The organism is Gallibacter sp. Marseille-QA0791 (assembly GCF_965119705.1).
GTDB lineage: Bacteria > Bacillota > Clostridia > Peptostreptococcales > Anaerovoracaceae > Lentihominibacter > Lentihominibacter excrementipullorum.
Genome location: NZ_CBCPMH010000001.1, coordinates 2,447,173 through 2,467,865 on the forward strand (window position 1 = coordinate 2,447,173; position 20,693 = coordinate 2,467,865).

General features: G+C 48.9%; 20 protein-coding genes and 1 tRNA gene. 16 read left to right on the forward strand and 5 right to left on the reverse strand.

All coding sequences use genetic code 11. From position 1 onward, the window contains the following. Positions 1-72: 72 nt before the first annotated feature. The 5 genes from ACQY69_RS11245 to ACQY69_RS11265 all read left to right on the forward strand — a co-directional run bounded on the left by ACQY69_RS11245 (position 73) and on the right by ACQY69_RS11265 (position 6,693). Positions 73-948: a helix-turn-helix domain-containing protein gene (locus tag ACQY69_RS11245; RefSeq protein ID WP_428260610.1), complete on the forward strand. Its 876-nt coding sequence runs from the start codon at positions 73-75 to the stop codon at positions 946-948. 31 nt (positions 949-979) lie between these two features. Next, on the forward strand, positions 980-2,482 hold the full coding sequence (glpK, locus tag ACQY69_RS11250; protein WP_428260611.1) for a glycerol kinase GlpK: 1,503 nt from the start codon (positions 980-982) through the stop codon (positions 2,480-2,482). Between the two features lie 48 nt (positions 2,483-2,530). Then, the gene (locus ACQY69_RS11255) at positions 2,531-3,622 is read left to right on the forward strand and encodes a pyridoxal-phosphate-dependent aminotransferase family protein (protein ID WP_428260612.1); all 1,092 of its coding nucleotides are present in this window, start codon (positions 2,531-2,533) and stop codon (positions 3,620-3,622) included. Between the two features lie 283 nt (positions 3,623-3,905). After that, the gene (locus ACQY69_RS11260) at positions 3,906-5,003 is read left to right on the forward strand and encodes a glycerol dehydrogenase (RefSeq protein ID WP_428260613.1); all 1,098 of its coding nucleotides are present in this window, start codon (positions 3,906-3,908) and stop codon (positions 5,001-5,003) included. A gap of 277 nt (positions 5,004-5,280) precedes the next feature. Next, entirely contained in the window at positions 5,281-6,693 is a 1,413-nt protein-coding gene (locus tag ACQY69_RS11265) for an aldehyde dehydrogenase family protein (protein WP_428260614.1), read from the forward strand. Between the two features lie 115 nt (positions 6,694-6,808). Here the strand turns inward: ACQY69_RS11265 and ACQY69_RS11270 are convergent, their stop codons facing one another. The 4 genes from ACQY69_RS11270 to ACQY69_RS11285 are packed head-to-tail and all read right to left on the reverse strand — an operon-like array spanning position 6,809 to position 10,046. Continuing rightward, entirely contained in the window at positions 6,809-7,081 is a 273-nt protein-coding gene (locus tag ACQY69_RS11270; protein WP_428260615.1) for a cysteine-rich small domain-containing protein, read from the reverse strand. 10 nt (positions 7,082-7,091) lie between these two features. Then, positions 7,092-7,901, reverse strand: a complete 810-nt coding sequence (locus ACQY69_RS11275; protein ID WP_428260616.1) for a histidinol-phosphatase HisJ family protein — start codon at positions 7,899-7,901, stop codon at positions 7,092-7,094. Positions 7,902-7,906: 5 nt separating this feature from the next. Continuing rightward, positions 7,907-9,385, reverse strand: a complete 1,479-nt coding sequence (locus tag ACQY69_RS11280; protein ID WP_428260617.1) for a sensor histidine kinase — start codon at positions 9,383-9,385, stop codon at positions 7,907-7,909. Further along, positions 9,375-10,046, reverse strand: coding sequence for a response regulator transcription factor (locus ACQY69_RS11285; protein ID WP_428260618.1), 672 nt, complete (start codon positions 10,044-10,046; stop codon positions 9,375-9,377). The genes ACQY69_RS11280 and ACQY69_RS11285 overlap by 11 nt, the downstream gene beginning before the upstream one ends. Before the next feature lie 191 nt (positions 10,047-10,237). Here ACQY69_RS11285 and ACQY69_RS11290 point away from each other — a divergent pair, with 191 nt between their 5' ends. The 8 genes from ACQY69_RS11290 to ACQY69_RS11325 all read left to right on the forward strand — a co-directional run bounded on the left by ACQY69_RS11290 (position 10,238) and on the right by ACQY69_RS11325 (position 17,933). Further along, positions 10,238-11,356: a PIN/TRAM domain-containing protein gene (locus tag ACQY69_RS11290; RefSeq protein WP_428260619.1), complete on the forward strand. Its 1,119-nt coding sequence runs from the start codon at positions 10,238-10,240 to the stop codon at positions 11,354-11,356. A 2-nt stretch (positions 11,357-11,358) separates the two neighbouring features. Beyond that, positions 11,359-12,510, forward strand: a complete 1,152-nt coding sequence (gene ispD / locus ACQY69_RS11295; RefSeq protein WP_428260620.1) for a 2-C-methyl-D-erythritol 4-phosphate cytidylyltransferase — start codon at positions 11,359-11,361, stop codon at positions 12,508-12,510. Positions 12,511-12,523: 13 nt separating this feature from the next. After that, positions 12,524-14,254, forward strand: coding sequence for a proline--tRNA ligase (locus ACQY69_RS11300; protein WP_428260621.1), 1,731 nt, complete (start codon positions 12,524-12,526; stop codon positions 14,252-14,254). A gap of 14 nt (positions 14,255-14,268) precedes the next feature. Continuing rightward, entirely contained in the window at positions 14,269-14,904 is a 636-nt protein-coding gene (locus ACQY69_RS11305) for a chromate transporter (protein WP_428260622.1), read from the forward strand. Further along, positions 14,901-15,470, forward strand: a complete 570-nt coding sequence (locus ACQY69_RS11310) for a chromate transporter (protein ID WP_428260623.1) — start codon at positions 14,901-14,903, stop codon at positions 15,468-15,470. The genes ACQY69_RS11305 and ACQY69_RS11310 overlap by 4 nt, the downstream gene beginning before the upstream one ends. Next, entirely contained in the window at positions 15,461-15,910 is a 450-nt protein-coding gene (locus ACQY69_RS11315; protein WP_428260624.1) for an NUDIX domain-containing protein, read from the forward strand. Before ACQY69_RS11310 ends, ACQY69_RS11315 begins: the two co-directional genes overlap by 10 nt. 15 nt (positions 15,911-15,925) lie before the next feature. Beyond that, the gene (locus tag ACQY69_RS11320; RefSeq protein ID WP_428260625.1) at positions 15,926-16,408 is read left to right on the forward strand and encodes a peptidylprolyl isomerase; all 483 of its coding nucleotides are present in this window, start codon (positions 15,926-15,928) and stop codon (positions 16,406-16,408) included. A gap of 139 nt (positions 16,409-16,547) precedes the next feature. Beyond that, positions 16,548-17,933, forward strand: coding sequence for an MATE family efflux transporter (locus tag ACQY69_RS11325; protein ID WP_428260626.1), 1,386 nt, complete (start codon positions 16,548-16,550; stop codon positions 17,931-17,933). A 68-nt stretch (positions 17,934-18,001) separates the two neighbouring features. On the opposite strand, the gene ACQY69_RS11330 is transcribed toward ACQY69_RS11325, so the two are convergent. Beyond that, positions 18,002-18,077: transfer RNA gene (locus ACQY69_RS11330), tRNA-Arg, on the reverse strand. A 209-nt stretch (positions 18,078-18,286) separates the two neighbouring features. On the opposite strand from ACQY69_RS11330, the gene rplS reads away from it, so the two are divergent. The 3 genes from rplS (at position 18,287) to ACQY69_RS11345 (ending at position 20,689) form a co-directional block, all read left to right on the forward strand. Continuing rightward, a complete protein-coding gene (rplS, locus tag ACQY69_RS11335; RefSeq protein WP_428260627.1) occupies positions 18,287-18,634 on the forward strand; it encodes a 50S ribosomal protein L19 in 348 nt (115 codons plus the stop codon). A 158-nt stretch (positions 18,635-18,792) separates the two neighbouring features. Next, positions 18,793-19,551: an ABC transporter ATP-binding protein gene (locus ACQY69_RS11340; protein ID WP_428260628.1), complete on the forward strand. Its 759-nt coding sequence runs from the start codon at positions 18,793-18,795 to the stop codon at positions 19,549-19,551. Further along, the gene (locus ACQY69_RS11345; protein ID WP_428260629.1) at positions 19,541-20,689 is read left to right on the forward strand and encodes an ABC transporter permease; all 1,149 of its coding nucleotides are present in this window, start codon (positions 19,541-19,543) and stop codon (positions 20,687-20,689) included. Before ACQY69_RS11340 ends, ACQY69_RS11345 begins: the two co-directional genes overlap by 11 nt. The last annotated feature ends 4 nt before the right edge of the window (positions 20,690-20,693 follow it).

The following is a 20,693-nucleotide window of genomic DNA, read 5'->3' on the forward strand; positions in this document are numbered from 1 at the left end:
AAGAAAGGAACACTTCTGATTTTTACCATTGACGCAGAAGACCAGTGATATATGCGGATGTGATAGAATAAAATGTCATTTGTAATAAGCAGAAAACAATATCTGGCTCCTACGGAAGCCAGAGTTCAGTATGAACCGTTGATATTCGAGGATGAAGGGTTCAGGGTAAACAAGATCGACGTAAGTTTTGGCCATCCGTTGTATACGACGGTGGCCGATATCTTTTATATCAAATCCATAGCGGAGGAGATGAAGATACTTCCCATGATACCCGATGGCTGCATGACCATGGCTTTCGTAAGCGACGGGGAGGGCATATCCGGATATATATGCGGGGTCACTGATGAGATAAAAAAACTTGAGGTTTGTCCGGGTGAAGGGTACATATTCATACGCTTCCTGCCGGGAGTAGGATCTTCGCTGATAGACGGCGATGCCTGTAAGTTGACCAACAAAGCGGTGCCTGTGGAAGCCGGCGGGATAGACGGCAGACAGCTCCTTTCCATACTGGAACGGGAAAACGGCCTGGCAGAGCGAATAAGGCTCATTTCCAAAGTGATAAGGACGCGTATGCAGGAGGAGCCCAACAAGTACCTGATAAAGTACTGCACGGAGCGCATATTCCAGAGTCAGGGCAATATCAAGGTGGAAACACTGGCTGATGAGACAGGGTTCACTGCCAGACATATAGATAAGATGTTTGAACGCTGCGTAGGGATATCACCCAAGCTCTATTCGCAGATAATAAGGCTTCAGGCTTCCATGAACAGGATAATGGAGGATAAGGAGAGGCTTTTGGTGGATATCGCGGTGGATTGCGGATTCTTCGACCACGCCCATATGAATAGGACATATAAGAAGCTGATCAGGTGTTCGTCGGGAGAGTTCAGAAAAAATCTGTTCACTAAGATCGATTACGATCAGATAGAAAAATACATTTCCGTTTAGTTGGAAACGCGTACAGAAAAGAGGTCTGATTATGAGTAAGAAGAAAATGTATTATATCGGATTGGATCAAGGGACGACGGGGACTACCACGCTTTTACTGGACGAACAGTGGAATGTGATAGCGAGAGGTTATAAGGAGCACAAACAATATTATCCGAAACCGGGCTGGGTCGAGCACGATCCGCTGGAGCTGTGGCAGCGAGTGCTGGAATCCATAAGCATGGCGCTTGAAAAGGGTGGCGTCAGCGCCGACCAGATAAAGTGTATCGGCATAGATAATCAGGGTGAGACTGTGATGCTCTGGGATAAGGTGACGGGAGAGCCTGTATACAACGCCATCGTATGGCAGGACAGGAGAATGGCACGATATGCCGATGAGCTCACTAAGGAACACGGTGAGATAATAAGGGAAAAGACGGGGCTGATGGCTGATTCATATTTCAGCGGCCCTAAGATAAAGTGGATAATAGACAATGTGGACGGGGTTAAAGAAAAGATACAGGAAGGCCGCATCCTGGCGGGAACATTGGATACGTGGCTCATATGGAAGATGACTCACGGAAGAGTCCATGTGACCGACTGTTCCACTGCGTCCAGGACGATGATGCTCAATATACATACGGGCAAGTGGGACGAGGAGATACTGGACATACTGGGGATAAGCAAGTCGATCCTGCCGGAGATATGCGACAGCTCCATGATGTATGGAAAGACCGATCCTCTGGATTTTCTCGGGGCTTCGATACCTATCTCAGGCTCTGTGGTCGATCAGCAGGCGGCGCTGTTCGGGCAGGCTTGCTTCAGATCAGGGACCATAAAGTGCACGTACGGAACCGGATGCTTCATGCTGATGAACACCGGAGACAAGGCTGTATATTCAAAGAACGGCCTTCTCACCACAGTGGCATGGAAGCTCAATAACAAGATGACGTTTGCGCTGGACGGCGGGATATACATAACAGGAGCAGCTACTCAGTGGCTTAGAGATGGTATAAAAATAATAAAGAACGCTGCGGAAACTGAAGAGATGGCCTATTCCGTCAAGAATAACGGAGGAGTATATTTCGTACCGGCCTTCTCAGGCCTGGCCGCCCCTCACTGGGACTCCTACGCCAGAGGAACGATAGTTGGCATAACAGGAGGAACGACGAGGGAGCATATAGTCAGGGCCACGCTGGAAGCGACAGCCTATCAGGTGAAGGATAACCTGGATGTAATGAACATGGATTCCGATATGCCGATAACGATAATGAGGGCAGACGGAGGCGCGACAGCCAATAATTTCCTGATGCAGTTCCAGGCGGATCTGCTGGGTATACCTGTCGATGTGCCTGTGATACAGGATACGACAGCACTGGGCGCAGCGCAGCTGGCAGCCCTGGGAATAGGCGAGTTCGATTCCATCGAGCAGCTGGAGGGCAACTGGAAGCTGGCCAAGCGATACGAGCCTAAGATGAGCGTCGACGAGAGAGAATCGCTGCTGTACAACTGGCACAGAGCTGTTGAGAGAGCCAAAAACTGGTCAGAGGAATAAAATATTTCATGAAATATTTTCATAGATGAAATGAAAGGAAGTGTAGAAATGAGCGCACCAAAACTATTCAGTCCGGGACCTGTCATGGTCAAGGAAAACGTAAGACAGGCATTGACACACTACGATATCTGCCACAGAGGGGCAGAGTTCGAAGAGCTGTTCGCAAGGACAACTGCCAAGATCAACAAGCTGTTCAAGGCGGACGACAGCTATAGATCCGTGATAGTATCAGGGTCCGGGACATCTTCCAACGAAACTGTTCTCTCTTCGATATTCAACGAAGGCGAGAAAGTAATGCTTATAAGAAACGGGGAATTCGGGGGAAGACTGCTGGAGATAATCGAGAAGTACGAGATACCTCTCGTTGACTGTGAGTTCCCATGGGGCGAAAGGCCTGACCTGGGCAAGGTCGAGGAAATGATGGCGGCCGACCCGGCTATCAAGGTAGTGGCCATGGTATGCCACGAGACTTCCACCGGAATGATAAATCCTGTCAAGGAAGTGGGCGACCTGGCAGATAAATATGGCAAATGGTACTTCGTGGACTGCGTATCGGCTGCAGCCGGCGAACTCATCGATATCGTCGATTTCCATATAACCTTCGCTACTTCCGTAGGAGGTAAATGTCTGGGCGCTTATCCAGGCTCCGCTTACATATGCGGAAAGATAGACGCTTTCGAAACGCTGACTCCGGAAATGGGCAAGAACGTTTACCTGAATCTGGCAAAGCATTACATCTATGCAAGAGATAAGAACCAGACTCCTAACACTCCTAATGTGAATCTGTTCTGGGCTTTGGAAGCTGCCCTTGACAATGCGCTGGCCGATGGCGGTGTCGAAGCCAGAGTTGCCAGGTATAAGGAATGCTCCGGCATACTCAGAAAAGGAATGAAGGATATGGGGCTCAAGCTGCTGCTTGACGATGAGAGCCAGATGGCTAATACAGTAACATCCGTATTCCTGCCGGAAGGTAAGGATCTGAAGGCGTTCCTCAGCGATATGGAAAGCAGGGGATATGTCGTTTACAGCGGCAAGGGAAAATACGAGGCGATGGGCATGTTCCAGGTAGCCAATATGGGCGAGATATATCCTGATGACTGCCGAGAGTTCCTCAGGGTTTTAGCGGATTGCATCAAATAGAAAGAATTCTGAAATGAATTCCTCCACCTATTTATTTAATTTGATTTAGAGAAAATGGCCTGCCTCAGGATGGTCTTCCATTCCGGCAGGTCGTTTTCTTTTTTGCCTGTGGACTTTCCGCGGATGTATGTGATGCTGTGTGGTCTGCACGTGAGCTTTTTTCTCAAATATGCAGCAAAGCGTTTTTTTAAGTGGACTGATTTCGTGTATATGGTATACTATAAGCGATGAATAAAGGCTGCGGGATAAACAAAAACTCTATTATTATGGAAAGGAGATTCTCATGTCTAAGATTTTGATAAGCCCATCTAAATATATACAGGGCGCGGGAGAGATGAAAAACTTGGGGACCTATGCGGCAGGATATGGCAAAAAAGCTCTTATCCTCATAAGCTCAGGCGGATATAAGAGGATAGGCCCTCAGATAGAAGACAGCTTCAAAGGCGTGGATTGTCAACCGGAATTCGATTATTTCAATGGCGAGTGCAGTAAGACGGAGATAGACAGACTTTCGGGGCTGATGAAGGATAAAGGATGCGATTTGATGATAGGCATCGGCGGAGGAAAGATTTTCGATACGGCCAAGGCGGTAGCATATTACAACAGGACGCCTGTAATAATCTGTCCTACTATCGCGTCCACCGACGCGCCGTGCAGCGCGCTTTCCGTGATATATACCGATTCGGGGGTTTTCGAGGAATATCTCTTCTTACCGGCTAACCCTAATCTGGTCATGATGGATACCGATATCGTAGCAAAGTCGCCTGTTCGCCTGACAGTAGCAGGTATGGGTGATGCGCTGGCGACTTATTTTGAAGCGAGAGCTTGCATGAGGAGCGGCGCCGTATCGTGTGCCGGCGGTAATTCCACGGCGGCGGCCATGGCTTTGGCAGAGCTCTGCTTCAACACGCTGATGGAGGAAGGCGTGAAGGCCAAGCTGGCCGTTGAACGGGGAGTCTGCACCGAGTCTGTGGAGAAGATAATCGAAGCTAACACGCTGCTTTCGGGGATAGGCTTCGAAAGCGCGGGACTTGCGGGAGCCCATGCTATCCACAATGGGATGACAGTGCTGGAGGAATGCCATGGAATGTATCACGGAGAAAAGGTAGCCTTTGGGACTATCGCTCAGCTGGTATTGGAAGACGTGCCGATGGAGGACTTGGAGGAGGTCATCAGCTTCTGCATAGAAGTAGGCCTTCCTGTAACGTGGGAGCAGCTGGGAGCTGAGGACATAACCGATGAGCAGATCATGGAAGTGGCTGAGGCAGCTTGTGCGGAGAATGACACCCTTCACAACATGCCGTTTGAAGTGACTCCGGCCAAGGTGTTCGCAGCTCTTAAAGCTGCCGATGCCTATGGAAGGTATTTCATGGGGGAATAGCGGCAGGGGCGGATCGATGATGATGATCTGTCTGAGCGTTGTCTGAGCATTGGCCGAGTGTTGACCGGACGGGCTATGTCGGTCTGCCCGGTCAGGCCAGACGGACATGTCTTTCGAGACTTTTACATACATTTCGAAGAAATTCGAAAATGTATGTAATTTTTTTATATATGCCGTGTTGCCGGGAAAGAATGGGCGCATAATCGAATACATCAGATCGATTTATTGATTTCTACAGTGACGGACTGTAAAATAGAGATCAGGAGGTAATATAATAATGAAAGACTATAAATTGTATATAAACGGAGAATTCGTGGAAGGGAACAGCGGAGCATATATCGAGGTCGAGAATCCGGCTACGAAGGAAGTTTTCGCAAGGGTCCCTGACGGTAATGAAGTCGATGTCGACAAAGCGGTGGCGGCGGCACGGGCGGCGCAGCCTGCCTGGAGTGCGCTCTCGCCTGAAAAAAGAGCTGATTACGTGGAGAAATTCGCCGACTATATAGAAAAACACAGCGATGAAGTGGGTAAGACGATAATGGCGGAGATAGGAACGCCGGTAAAGTATGTTTATGGTTTACAGGTGGAAAGCTCCATCGAGCATGGACGATATTACGCTGAGCTGGCAAGGAGATATCAGTATGAGAAGAAAGTCGGGGATGACATGGCGGTCAGGTATGAGCCTATCGGCGTCATCGCGTGCCTGACACCGTGGAATTATCCGATATATCAGGAGACGGCCAAGATATTCCCAGCCATAGCGGCAGGAAACTGTATAGTTCTCAAGCCAAGCCAGATAGCTCCCGTATCGGCATTTGTCCTGGCGGAAGCGGCGAGGGAGATGGGACTGCCGGCAGGTGTCATAAACATCGTGACAGGAAGAGGAAGCGAAGTAGGAACGTTGCTGGCGAAACACGAGGATGTGGACATGGTTTCCTTTACCGGTTCCACGGAACAGGGAAAGAAAGTCGGCATGATGGGCATCGAGAGCAATGTCAAAAAGGTAGCTCTTGAATTGGGCGGCAAGTCGGCATCGGTGATATTGAGATCGGCTGATTATGAAAAGGCCGCCAAGAGTACGATGATGGGTTGTTTCCTCAATACGGGGCAAATATGTTCGGCTCTTACCAGGATGGTCGCGCCAAGAGAGATAAAGGAAAAACTGGAAGAGTACATCGTTTCTTTCGCAAAGACTTTCACCGTGGGTGACCCGCAAGACGAAAAAATGATGATAGGCCCTCTTGCCAGCAGAAAGGGATTCGATAAAGTCTGCGCTTATCTGAGAAGGGGCCTTGAAGAAGGTGCGAAGATGATAGCGGGTCAGATACCGGGAGATTGTGAGAACGGCTACTATATCTCGCCGGTTGTTTTCACCGATGTAACCAGCGATATGACAATAGCCAGGGAGGAGATATTTGGACCGGTTCTCAGTATCATCTATTACGATACGGAGGAGGAAGCGCTTCAGATAGCCAATGATACCATATACGGACTTGCGGGGGCGGTGTTCGGCCGGCAGGAGGATGCCCTCAGGTTTGCAGGTAAAATGAAGGCAGGAACTGTGAATATCAACAACGGGAATTTCTCGATAGAAGTTCCTTTCGGTGGATACAGGCAGTCGGGCCTGGGACGAGAAAATGGGGAAGACGGATTCGGAGAGTTTATGGAAACGAAGTCGCTGATGCTGTAAGGATCGGTTGTGGGTGACATTCGCGTCATATCATCTTTCATATGAAAAATGCCTGAGAGCTGATTTTTATCAATGTCTCAGGCATTTTTTAACGAATCCGGATCGAATCCGCGCTTTATTTGTCGCTTCTGCTTTCCGAGGCCAGCAGAGATATCTCGCTGAACCTGGAAACGATGTAGTCATAGCCGCCGGCAGTGTGAGGTATCAGGCAGAGGCTGCAATCCTTCAGATCATCAGTATATGTGAAATTGCCCCCGCATCCGTCTCCTAACGCATAGAGGGGACAATAGCAGAACAGGCAGTTGAAGCTGTCTGGATCCGCCCCCTCATGGCATGGGAAAAATTCACAGTCTATGTGGCTGTACCATTTGAAATTCTCGCTTTTCATGATCGGATCCTCACAGCGGGAAAAATTCCGGCTTTCGCTGGTCAAATACGCAGTAATATTTATACCCTAAGGATCTGGCCAGCTCCACTGCATCGTTGAAATGAAATCTGTAGTGCTCCGGAGAATGGGCATCTGAGCCAAAGGTAAGTATCTCACCGCCCAGCTCCCTGTATCTTCGGAGGATAGACTCTCGGGGCAGCCATGTCCCGGTACCGTATTTGAAGCTTGAAGTATTGATTTCAAGACCTTTGCCTCCCTGGACCAGTAGCTTCAGCGTTTCATCGATAACGTCACCGAAGGGAGCGTAATCGTACAGCTTCCCGATATACCTGTCGAGGATGCTGAAGTGTCCCACTACATCGTAATTGTGAAAGACTTTGAGGCAGTCGTACATATAAGTATAGAAGTCTTCCAACATGGCCGGACCATCCACGTCGGTGAAGTCGAAGGTGTAGAGGTCGATACTTCTCAGACAATGGAAAGACCCCAGGATAACGTCGTATGGAAAGGCGTTTATCACCCGATCGGCGGCATCGAACTGGCCTTCCATGATTCCGACTTCCAGTCCGATCTTGATATCCATGATGCCGCGGTATTTTTTTCGGTTTTCCAGCATTGTTTTCTGATAATCGTCGAAATCGATGGTAAAAGGGAATTCCGGATCCGGGTAGCCGGGATCATAGTGGTCTGTCACAGCCAATGTCTTTATTCCTTGGGCTGCAGCGCCTTCCAGCATTTCATCTACTGAGACGTAGCAGTCATCGGAAAATCCGGTATGGGTATGAAAATCACAATCCAATATGTATTTATTGTCGTTCATATCGTCTATTTGTTCCTTTCTTCAGGTGAAGCCTCAGGCGAGGACAATACATTGCGCATTTTTTCGGCTTTCACGAAATTGAGTTCAAACCAGAATGTGGTCCCGTTGCCGACGGTGCTGTCCACTCCGAAGTTGGATTTGTGCAGAGACAGTATCTCCTTGACTATGGAAAGACCAAGTCCTGATCCTTCAGAAGCTCTGACCATATTGGAGCTGGCTCTGTAGTATCTTTCCCAGACGTGATTCAGCTCTTCGGGCGCGATGCCGACTCCGTGGTCTTCCACTTGGCAGAGCACGTATTTTCCACGTCGCTTCAGGGACAGTATCACGGTTTTGTCGTCGCCGGCGAATTTGATGGCGTTGGTAAGCAGGTTTGAGATCACCTGTTTTATCTTTTCCTCATCGCCGTTGACGATGTAGTTGGTATTACAGTTGAGCTTGAATATATAGCCCTGTTCGTCCTCCATTATCTTATAGGTATTGAGGATACTTCGGGCTGCCTGAGTAATGTTGAAATCACTTCGCTCCAGCACCATTTTACCGGACTGCATCCTGGAAAGGGAGAGCAGGTCTCCCACCAGCATATTGAGTCTGTCGGCTTCATCGATTATGACCTGAAGATGCTGTTCACGCTTCTGCGGATTGTTGCCTGACAGGTCACGTATCATTTCGGCGTAGGATTTTATCATCGTCAGCGGAGTGCGCAGATCGTGGGAGACGTTGGCTATCAGATCTTTCTGAAGCATATCGGATTTTTCCAGCTCTATGGATGCCCGCGTCAGGGTATCGGCCAGATTGTTGATCTCCGTATAATGGCCGCCCTTGAACACGATCCCGTACTCGCCGTCCGCCAGTTTTTCCGCAGAGCGGGTGAGGGCTCTTATAGGCCTCGTTATCCTTATGGAAAGATAGAAGGATATGAGGCAGGCTACGGCCAGTGAGATGAAAGTCACATATATCAGCTGGTTAGTCAGGATATGTATCGTCGACGACACAGGATACAGAGGCGAGAATATGTACACCAGCATGGACTCCTTGTCATCAGAAGTCAGCAGTTCTCCAAAAGCCAGTACGTCTTTGGAATCATCGCTTTTTATTCTTCTGTATACTGAGTCGGTTTTCTCCTCCAGCATGATTTTATTGAGGGCGTCTATCTGGTCCATGTAATACTGAGCTACGGTGCTGTCGCCTGAAGGTCGGAAATACATGGTTTTGCCGTCCTGGGAGACCACGTATATAAACATATCATTGGTCGTGGATATGCTTTCCACCGCTTCCAGGAACTTTTCGCTGCTCTTGCGCTCATAGGAGGACTCTATGTCTCTCGCGACACTCCTCGTCTGCTCGTCCTTCATGACTCCGTAGAAACTGTTGAGAAAGAACACCTGGAAAAACCACAGGACTATCATCAGAAAGGCGGCGAAAAGTATGAAGTACAGCCATGTTTTGAATTTTATGCTCTTGGAGTCGAGTTTAAGCTTCAAATTTATAACCTACCCCTCTCAGTGTCACTATGTAGTCTCTGTATTTCCCCAGATTGTTCCTGAGATTCTTTATATGAGTATCTATTGTCCTGTCGTCTCCGAAGAAGTCATATCCCCATATATCTGACAACAGTTTATCGCGGGAAAGGGCGATGTTTTTGTTTTCTACCAGATAGAACAGCAGGTCATATTCCTTTGGCGTCAGTTCGACCTTTTCTCCATCGACATACACGGTTCTGGCCGGTATATTGATTTCCAGGCCGTCGAACTTCATGACTTTTTCCGCAGGCTTTTCCGCAGCACTGTTCCTGGAAAGGACTGCGTTGACCCTTGCCATCAGTTCCTTGGGGCTGAAGGGCTTTACGACGTAGTCGTCTATGCCCAGCTCGAATCCGAAGAGCTTGTCGTACTCTTCGCTTCTGGCTGACAGCATTATGATCGGGATATCTTTCATCTTCTTTATCTCTTTGCAGGCGGTGAATCCGTCAAGTTTAGGCATCATGATGTCCATGATGATAAGGTCATAGTCATTGAGCTTGCAGAGCCCGACCGCAGTCATGCCGTCGGAAGCTTCGGTGATCTCATGGCCGTTGAATTCGGAGTATTCTCTGATGACCTCTCTTATCTTCTGTTCGTCGTCTGCCACTAATATCTTTGCCATATATAAAACCTCCTTCTTGTACTCGTATATTATATATAAAAGAATAAATGTTCTATGTGATTTGTATATGAAGCTTCTGTAGTGATTCTACCATAATTTGTTGGCGAGGTACAGAACTTGTGCTATAATCATACTGGGTAATTTTACAAGTATGCCCAAAGCTATTGAACGAAGAAAGGAGGTGAGAAAGAATGCTGAAGAAACTTGTCAGGGCTGTCTTTACGCTTGCAGGCGCGATAGTAGGTTACGGTGTCTTTTCGTTGGCGAGATTTTTCGTCGCTCTCGCGGGGTACGAGGATCTGGTCGATTTTTCAGGAGTACAGGAACTGTGCATCGCTGCTTTATTTGCAATTATTTTCGGTTTAATATTTTTCAGATTAACACCGACTATCAAGAGGCAGGGAAATAAGATGGCCAACAACATAGAAGTGGATCTGCAAAAGGTTTCCGTCAATGATTTGGTCATGGGGACCTTAGGGCTTATCGCCGGTCTTATTATCGCCTTTCTGATAAGCCAGATCTATGTAGGCATAACGATACCGTATCTGGATGTAATCCTCAATATCGTTACATATATAATACTGGGATATCTGGGTATCGTCATAGCCACCACCAAAGGTAAGGATATCAGGTCTGCCTGGACCAGATCAAAGCTGATCTCGTCGGTGGGAGGAGGCAAGTCTTCGAGATCGAAGAACGAAGTGACCCCCAAGATATTCGATACCAGTGTCATCATCGACGGGAGGATAGCCGATATCATGAAGACGGGATTCATAGAAGGAAATATCGTGATACCCGAATTCGTGCTGGTGGAGCTGAGACATATAGCCGATTCGTCGGATGCGCTGAAGCGAAACAGGGGAAGGAGAGGGCTGGATATCTTAAACAAGATACAGGAAGAATACGGTATAGAGATATACAATACAGAAGCTGAGAAGGCTCTGGAGGAGATACCGGAGGTGGATGTAAAGCTGCTGAAGCTGGCTCAGATAATGAACGGCAAAGTTGTTACCAACGACTTCAATCTCAATAAAGTAGCCGGGATAAAGGGCGTCGAGGTGCTCAATATAAACGAGTTGGCCAATACTTTGAAGCCTGTGGTCCTTCCGGGAGAGGAAATGATCCTTTCGCTGGTGAAGGAAGGCAAGGAGAACAATCAGGCCGTCGCATATCTGGATGATGGCACCATGATAGTCGTGGAAGATGGTAAACGCTTCATCGGACAGACTATCAAAGTGATAGTGACCAGTGTGCTGCAGACTTCAGCGGGCAGGATGATATTCGCCAAGCCCGCGGGCAATAGAGGATAGCTATGTACAGAGGGAAAAAGACGGCGGCAATAATCGCGGCAGCGGGAAGAGGAACGAGGCTGGGAGGGCCTGTCCCCAAACAGTATCTTGATATCAATGGCGAGCCAATGCTGGCGAAGACGCTTAGGCGTTTTTCCGATGCAGATGAAATAGACCATATAATCGTCGTGACCAACGAGGAATACGTCGGATGTTGCGGATCCATAGCGAGCCGGTACGGGATAGAGAAGATGACAGCCGTAACGGCGGGAGGAGCACAGCGGCAGGATTCAGTCTGGAACGCGTTGAAGACGCTGGAGGACAAATGCCCCGATACCGGATACGTGCTGGTGCATGATGGGGCCAGACCTTTCGTCAGCCACCGCGTGATAAGAAACGTCCTGGAAGCTGCGGCAGACAGTGGAGCGGCCACCGCCTGCGTGCCGGTGAAGGACAGCCTGAGAAGGCTTGACGATGATGGCATTTCCAGCTCCGGCGTCGACAGAAGCATGTATTTTTCGGTCCAGACACCGCAGGGCTTCAGGCTGGAGACGTTGAAGAAGGCGTATCAGAAGGCCTTCGCTGAAGGTTTCTATGGTACTGACGACGCGGTGCTGGCGGAGAGAGCCGGATACCCGGTCACGCTGGTGGACGGCGAGTACGGCAATATAAAGATAACGACGAGAGAGGACATGCCTATGGAAAACAGGACAGGCACAGGTTTCGATGTACATGCCTTCGCCCCGGGGCGAAAGCTGATACTGGGAGGGGTAGAGATACCTTATGACCGAGGACTCGACGGTCATTCCGATGCGGACGTGTTGGTCCACGCGCTGATGGATGCGCTGCTGGGAGCGGCGGCCATGGGCGATATAGGCAGGCATTTCCCCGATACCGATCAGCAGTATAAAGGGATTTCCAGCATGGTGCTGCTGCGGCAGGTGGGGGAGAAGCTGGCTGAAGCAGGATATTCTATCGTCAACGCCGATGTGACTGTGATGGCGCAGGCTCCTAAGATAAGCCCGTATGTCGACGAGATGCGGTCAAATATCGCCGGGACATTGAATGTAGATAAAAGCAGGATAAATATAAAAGGGACCACTACTGAACGGCTGGGCTTTGTGGGCCGAAAGGAAGGCATAGCTGCTGAGGCGGTGTGTTCCATAAGCAGATAAGGAGAAACTGATAATGAGATTGTCGAAAATGCACTTGAAAACACTGAGAGAGGTACCGGCCGAAGCTGAGATACCAAGTCATATCCTGATGCTGAGGACGGGGATGATAAGAAAGCTGGCGTCAGGTGTTTACGGCTTCATGCCATTGGGCTGGAGGACCCTCAGAAAGATAGAAGAGATAGTGAGAGAAGAGATGGACGCGGCAGGAGGGCAGGAAATACACATGTCGGCTATACAGCCGGCAGAGCTGTGGCAGGAATCGGGAAGATGGTATGCTTACGGCCCGGAGCTGTGGCGTATAAAGGACAGGCATGGCCGTGATTTTTGTCTGGGACCTACACATGAGGAGATCTTCACCGACATAGCCAGAAATGATATCAGCTCGTACAGGCAGCTGCCGATGAATCTCTATCAGATACAGACAAAATACAGAGATGAGGCGAGGCCGAGGTTCGGACTCATGAGAAGCAGGGAGTTCATCATGAAGGATGCTTATTCCTTTGACAGGGATCAGGCCGGTCTCGACAAGAGCTATGATGAGATGTATGCCGCTTACGAAAAGATATTCACCAGGTGTGGACTGGACTTCAGACCGGTGGAGGCGGACACGGGAGCCATAGGAGGAAGCAATTCCCACGAATTCACAGCGCTGTCCGAGGTGGGCGAAAGTGAGATAGCATATTGCGAGAAGTGTTCTATGGCGGCGACTGTGGAGCGGGCAGAGTGCGCTGACGCGCCATCCCAGGATGACGTGGAGATGCTGCCGATGGAAGAGGTACACACTCCGGGAACCAAGACGATAGAAGAGGTGGCTGATTTCCTCAAGCTGGACAAGAATCAGACCATGAAGGCCCTCCTCTTTGTAACCTACGACAGCGAAGGTAATGAGGACGGATATGTGGCGGCTTTCGTTCGAGGCGACAGGGAGCTGAATATGACCAAGCTGGTCAACGCATTGGGTATACCGGAACACGCCATCGAATTCGCCGACGAGGAAAAGATGGGCGAAGCGACGGGATGTGTGGGCGGTTTCACAGGCCCTGTGGGACTCCACGACTGTAAGATAGTCGTGGACAGCGAGCTTCCGGGTCTTAAAAATCTCTGCGCGGGAGCATGCAAGGAGGATCATCATCTGATAAACGTCAATTACGGCAGGGATTACGAAGGCGACATCGTAACAGATATAAAGGTACTGGCGGAAGGTGATCCGTGCCCTGTGTGCGGAGCACCGGTGAAGCATGCCAGAGGGATCGAGGTCGGCCAGGTTTTCAAGCTGGGCACGAAGTACAGCGAGGCTATGAAAGCGTATTATAAGGATGAGAACATGAAAGATCATCCTATCGTTATGGGGTGTTACGGCATCGGTGTCACCAGGACCATGGCAGCCATAATAGAGCAGCATCATGATGAGAATGGTATAATATGGCCGATAGCGGTCGCCCCGTATCACGTGATGATAACGGTGATGAAGCCGGAGGACCGGGTACAGGCGGAGATAGCGGAAGAGATCTATCAGACGTTGAGAAAAGCGTCCGTGGAGGTCCTTATCGACGACAGAAAAGAACGTCCCGGCGTCAAGTTCAAGGATGCGGATCTGTTGGGCATACCTATCAGAATAACTGTAGGAAGAGGCGCGGCTGATGGGATGATAGAGTATAAAATGCGAAGAGATGCTGATAAGACGGAGATGACCGTTGAGGAAGGGATACGTAAAGCTATCGATACGATCAGCAGTGAAAAATGAGCGGTGAGCGGAAGATGGGAAAAGACAGCGGAAAATCAGGCGGTATCAAAATATATGCTACACTCTTCTGGGAATTTTTCAAAATCGGGATATTCACCATAGGGGGAGGTATGGCGATGATACCGCAGATACAGCAGCTGGTCGTTCAGGACAAGAAATGGATGGACGAAGATGAGATGCTGGACTGTATAGCCATAAGTCAGTCGATGCCCGGTGTCATAGCTATAAACAGCGCCACATATATAGGAAAGCGGATAAGAGGTGTCAAAGGATCTCTGGCTGCTACCCTGGGAGTGGTGATGCCGTCATTTATCATTATAATCCTGGCAGTAACGGTGCTGGGAGCTATTGGAGAAAACAAATACATCCTGGGAGCATTCGTGGGTGTAAAGGCGGCTGTATGCGGGCTCATACTTGTTACAGCAGTCAGATTAGCGAAGCAAAGCCTGAATTCCGTATTTCAGTGGGTGCTGGCTATAGCAGCATTCATAGCTATAGGGATTTTCGGGATAACGGCTATATGGGCTATAATAGCAGGAGCTGTTGCCGGGATAATATATAACAGCGTCAGGCTGGGCAAGTGCCGGAAAATAGAAATAACAGGTGACGATGAAGATAACGCTGACGAAGGCGGGGAGGTGAGAAGATGATGTATTTTTATCTTTTCACTATGTTCTTTCGTATAGGACTCTTCAGCTTCGGCGGAGGGCTGGCGATGCTTCCTCTTATATTCCAGAGCGTGCAGGATTTTGGGGTCATGTCGGCTCAGGAGTTCTCCGACCTGGTGGCCCTGTCCCAGGTGACACCGGGACCGGTAGCTGTCAATGCTGCTACTTACGTGGGGTTCAATTACTCAGGATTTGCCGGAGCGGCAATCGCGACATTGGGGGTATGTCTGCCCTCTTTTATCCTCATGTTGCTGGTGATGAAATTCATAGACAGGTTCAACGACAGCAGAGGGATACAGGGAGCGTTTGTCGGTATCAGACCTGTCACTGTGGGTATGATAGCTGCGGCGGCCATATTCGTGAGTGAAACGGTGCTGGTAAAGGGCTCTCTCATATCGATGGCCTTATTTACAGAAGGACTTGGATATTTCAATCCGATACCGATAGCGTTGTTTGCGGTCACTATATTCCTTGTGGGAGTTTTGAAGATGAAGCCCATAAGAGTCATGATAATAATGGGCATAGCGGGAGCGTTGTTATGTGGGTAGGTGGAGCCAGAGCCATAGTTCTGGATGATAAGGACAGGATGCTGATGGTAAAGCAGCATCATGAAGATCATGATATATGGATGGTGCCGGGCGGCGGTATCGAAGACGGGGAAAGCGCGGCGGAAGCCGCGGTCAGGGAAGTCAAGGAAGAGACCGGACTCGATATTGAAGTCGGCTCTCTCGTATGGCATGTGGAAGAGGTGTCTGAGCGGGGACAGCGGTTCGTGAATTTCTTTATGTGCAGGCTTGTGGGCGGGACTCTCAGCCTGGGCGAGGATCCCGAATTCGACGGTGACAGCCAGGTGCTTCGAGATGTCAGGTTCATGTCACGGGAAGAACTGATGAAGGTGCAGTGTCTCTATCCGGGATATCTGAGGGATGAGTTCTGGGATATCTATGAAAGAGGCGAGTTTGGACGTAACGTATTCAAGATAAGATAATAAGGAGGTTTACAAATGAAATATGTAACTATTGAAATGGAAAACGGCGGAGTGATGAAGGGTGAACTCTATCCGGAGATCGCTCCTAAAACTGTGGAGAATTTCATAAAGCTGGCACAGGAGGGATTCTATGACGGTTTGATATTCCACAGGGTCATTCCGGGATTCATGATACAGGGGGGATGCCCTGACGGTACGGGAATGGGGGGCCCGGGATACAGTATCGAGGGTGAATTCACGGCTAATGGATTCAGGAACGACCTGAGACATGAGAGAGGGGTAATGTCCATGGCCAGAGCTATGGATCCCGATTCCGCAGGTTCTCAATTCTTCATCATGGTAGCTGATTCTCCGCATCTGGACGGGCAGTACGCGGCTTTTGGGAAAATAACCGAAGGGATGGACGTAGCTGATGGGATAGTTAGCCAGAAAAGAAATATGGCAGATAAGCCGGAAGTCCCTCAGGTAATGAAAAAAGTCACTATCACAGAAGAATAAACTAATGTTGATGTGAATGCAGTCGTCGGTACCGATCGGCGAAAGGCAACGCCCGGCATGAAGAAGACCATGCCGGGGATTTTATTGCCGTGGAAGAGATGTTTGACGGGATAAGCCCGAACAGAGAGAAGTGTGGGAAATGAAAAAGCGTAATGAACAGAAGAATACGGATCTTGGCCGGGAGCCGGTAGGAAAGCTCCTGCTCAGACTTGCGGTACCTGCTATTACGGCGCAGATAGTCAATGTGCTGTATAACATGGTAGACAGGATGTATATCGGTCACATTCCCGAGACGGGCGCGGCAGCGCTAACAGGTCTGGGAGTATGCTTTCCCATAATCATGGTGATCAGCGCTTTTGCCGCGCTGATGGCCATGGGCGGCGCTCCTAAGGCTTCCATAATGCTGGGAAAAGGCGAGCACGAAACTGCTGAGAAGATATTGGGAAACTGTGCCAGCGGGACCATCGCGGCAGGGATAGTTTTGACAGCGGTGCTGCTGATCTCCGGCAGGGAGCTGCTGATGATGTTTGGCGCCAGTGAAAATACCATAGAGTATGCCGAAGGATATATGACGATATATGCCTGTGGGACCCTGTTCGTACAGCTGGCTCTTGGGCTCAATAATTTTATCACTACCCAGGGCTTTGCCGCCACCAGCATGTTGAGCGTCGTGATAGGAGCGGTAGCAAACATAATCCTTGATCCTATATTCATTTTCGCTTTTGACATGGGCGTGGAAGGTGCGGCCCTGGCGACTATCATATCTCAGGCGCTTTCCGCAGCGTGGGTCGTGAGATTTCTCACCGGGAAGCGCACGACGCTGAAGCTGCGGCTCAGATACATGAAGCCGGATATGAGACTTTATGGTCCGTGTCTTGCTCTGGGGATGTCACCGTTTATCATGCAGGCGACAGAGGGGGCTATCACAGTGTGCTTCAATTCTTCGCTGCTGGAATACGGAGGTGATATAGCCGTGGGAGCTATGACCATCCTGAGCAGCGTGATGCAGTTTTCCATGCTGCCTCTGCAGGGCATCACCCAGGGCGCTCAGCCGATCATAAGCTTTAACTATGGGGCGGGCAACAGAGACAGGGTGAAGCGAACATTCTTCCTGCTGTTGAGGACCTGCGTCATATACTCCGTAGCATTGTGGGCGGTGGCAATATTTGTGCCTAAACTGTTCATCATGATTTTTACATCCGATCCGGAACTTACGGATTATACCATATGGGCTATACGTATATACATGGCCACATCTCTCATATTCGGGATACAGATAGCGTGTCAACAGACCTTCGTGGCGCTTGGAAATGCCAAGAATTCATTGTTTCTGGCAGTATTGAGGAAGATAATCCTGTTGATACCTCTGATATTTATACTACCGAGGTTTTTTGACGATAAAGTTATGGCGGTATTTCTGGCAGAGCCGGTGGCGGATACTCTGGCTGTTGCCACGACGGCAGTGATGTTTTTCGTCCAGTTCAGGAAACTGATGAGGCAGATGGGCGAACCAGCTGGCAGATGAACGGCTTGCGATCACAGGCGGAAGCCTAAAAAAATAAGACCCTGCAATCATTATAATCCCAGGGTCTTTGGCGAGGCACGAGGGACTCGAACCCCCAACCGACAGATTCGAAGTCTGCGACTCTATCCATTGAGCTAGTGCCCCACATAGAACATTATCAATTATATATGATTTTGACGGCCGCCGCAAGATATTTTATTGGAAATCATGGTGAAATCAGTATATGTATCTTAAAAAGTGCTTGCGTCACTATATGGAGCTGTAGTATAATATTTCAGTATTACGGGCGGTCCTCTGGTATTCATGAAAGGATCATGACCAAGAACGTCTTGGAGGGAAGGAGGAAAATGTCAATGAACGTAATGGATTCAGTTGTACAGGATTATCTCAAGAGTGATATCCCTGCGTTTAACGTGGGCGACACTGTGAAGGTGCACGTTAAGATCAAAGAAGGAAACAGAGAGAGAATACAGATCTTCGAAGGCTTCGTGCTGAAGAGACAGAACGGCGGGATCGGCGAGACGTTCACCGTAAGGAAGATCTCGTCGGGCGTAGGCGTGGAAAAAACATTCCCGCTCCATTCACCGCTGGTTGAAAAGATCGAAGTCGTAAGACAGGGTGATGTCAGAAGAGCAAGACTTCACTACATGCGTCAGAGAACCGGTAAATCGGCCAAGATCAAGACGAAAGAAGAAATGTAATGAAAAAAGGAGCCGTGAAGGCTCCTTTTGTAGTATGGACGACTTTTGCAGGCCGCCGTACTGCGTGAAATGGGTTTACCCCTGTCAGCGCTTCCGGGAAAGAAAAGCCTGAACACTGATGGGGGGGGGGTAAAATCGTAATGGAGGGAATCAACGAGATGATAAAAGTAGAACACGTATCTAAGAAATTTGTCAGGAACAAGGACAAGAAAACGAGAGAGGAATTTTTCGCCGACAAGGACATGACCTTTGAGGCGAAGGATGGAGAAATAGTCGGTATCCTGGGACCCAACGGCGCAGGGAAAACCACTTTGCTGAGGATGATCGCAGGCATACTGGAACCTACAGAAGGCAGTATCAGCTTTGACGGGCTGAGTTACAGGGACAGCGAGATAGAGATAAAGCAGAAGATAGCTTATCTGTCGGGAAATACCAGGCTGTACGATACTCTGTCGACTTATGAGCTTTTGATTATGTGCTGTGATATATACGGCATACCGCAGCAGGAGCGACAGGAGAGAATAGAAAAGATAGCGGATATCCTTGGGATGAAAGGGTTCATTCATAACAGGATAGCCAACTTATCGACGGGGCAGACCCAGAAAGCCAATCTGGCCAGGTGCCTGGTTCACGATCCCAGATATTACATTTTGGATGAAGCCACATCAGGATTAGATATAATCTCCAGTCAGATCATATTGGATTTTATGAAAGGTGAAAAAGCTAGGGGAAAGACGATACTGTATTCCACTCACTATATGGAAGAGGCGGAAAATATCTGCGACAGAGTAATAATGATAAACCGAGGCGAGATAATAAAGTCGGGAACGCCGGAAGAGATAAAAACAGCTACGGACACGACGAATTTGAGAGATTCTTTCTTTGCGATGACTGGAGGTGTTTCCGATGAAGAGTAATCTTGGCAATATACTTAAAAAAGAAATGAGGGAACTGTTCAGGGACAGAAAGTCGCTGGCGATGATGTTGATAATACCGGTATTCATCCCGCTGATCATCATAGGGATGTCAGCTTTGTTCGAGTCGCAGATCAACAAGGGTGTAGAAGAGTACAACAGGATAGGATTCGGATATGAACTGTCGCAGGTGGAAAGAGAACTGGCGTCTCAGATGGAGATAGAAGCGGTTCAGGGATCACCGGAACAGCTGGCGTCCGATTATGAGAACGGCGAGATCGACTTATATATAACAAAGAAAGGAAACACATATACCATCAACAGTGACGGTTCTGATACAGCTTCTTATGCGACAGGGCTGGCAGAACGATATCTGGAAGTTTACAGACAGCATCTCCAGCAGGAGTATCTGGCTGCCGAAGGAGTGGATCCCGAAGCAGTGTTCGATATCTTGACGGTGGAGGAAAATGTGATAGAGGGGGACAATTACTTTGCGGGATATATCAAGAATTATGCGTTTCTGTTTATAATAATGGCTATAACGGTATCGGCCACATATCCGGCTACCGATACTACCGCGGGAGAGCGGGAAAGAGGGACTCTGGAAACTCTCCTTACATTTCCTGTGAAGAGCAGAGATATAATAGTAGGAAAGTTCATGGGGGTGACGGTGTCAGCAGCCGTGACGGGTCTCGTAAGTCTGGTGCTGGCCATCATTTTCCTGATTATCGCTAAAAGCATGTTTTCCATATATGAAGGTGTAGATATCATGTTCTCGCCTGTCAGCATAATACTGGCGATTTTCGTGATACTGGCTTATTCTATGTTCATAAGTGGCTTATGTATCGCTGTTGCTGGAAGGTCAAAGACTTTTAAGGAGGCTCAGAGTGCTCTTACTCCTCTGATTTTCATTTCTTTTTTCCCGGGAATGATAGCCTTCATGATGGGGGTGACAGGTTCGCCGTTGCTTTCCATAGTGCCGTTCCTGAATTTTGTGGTAGTGTTCACCGATGTCAACAATGGCTCGGTAGAGCTGTTGGATATATTGCTGATGTTAGTCTCAACGGGAGCTTATATCGCTGCCGTATTGACATACGTGATAAAGCAGTACAAATCAGAGAAGGTGCTGTTCGCGAAATGAGAGG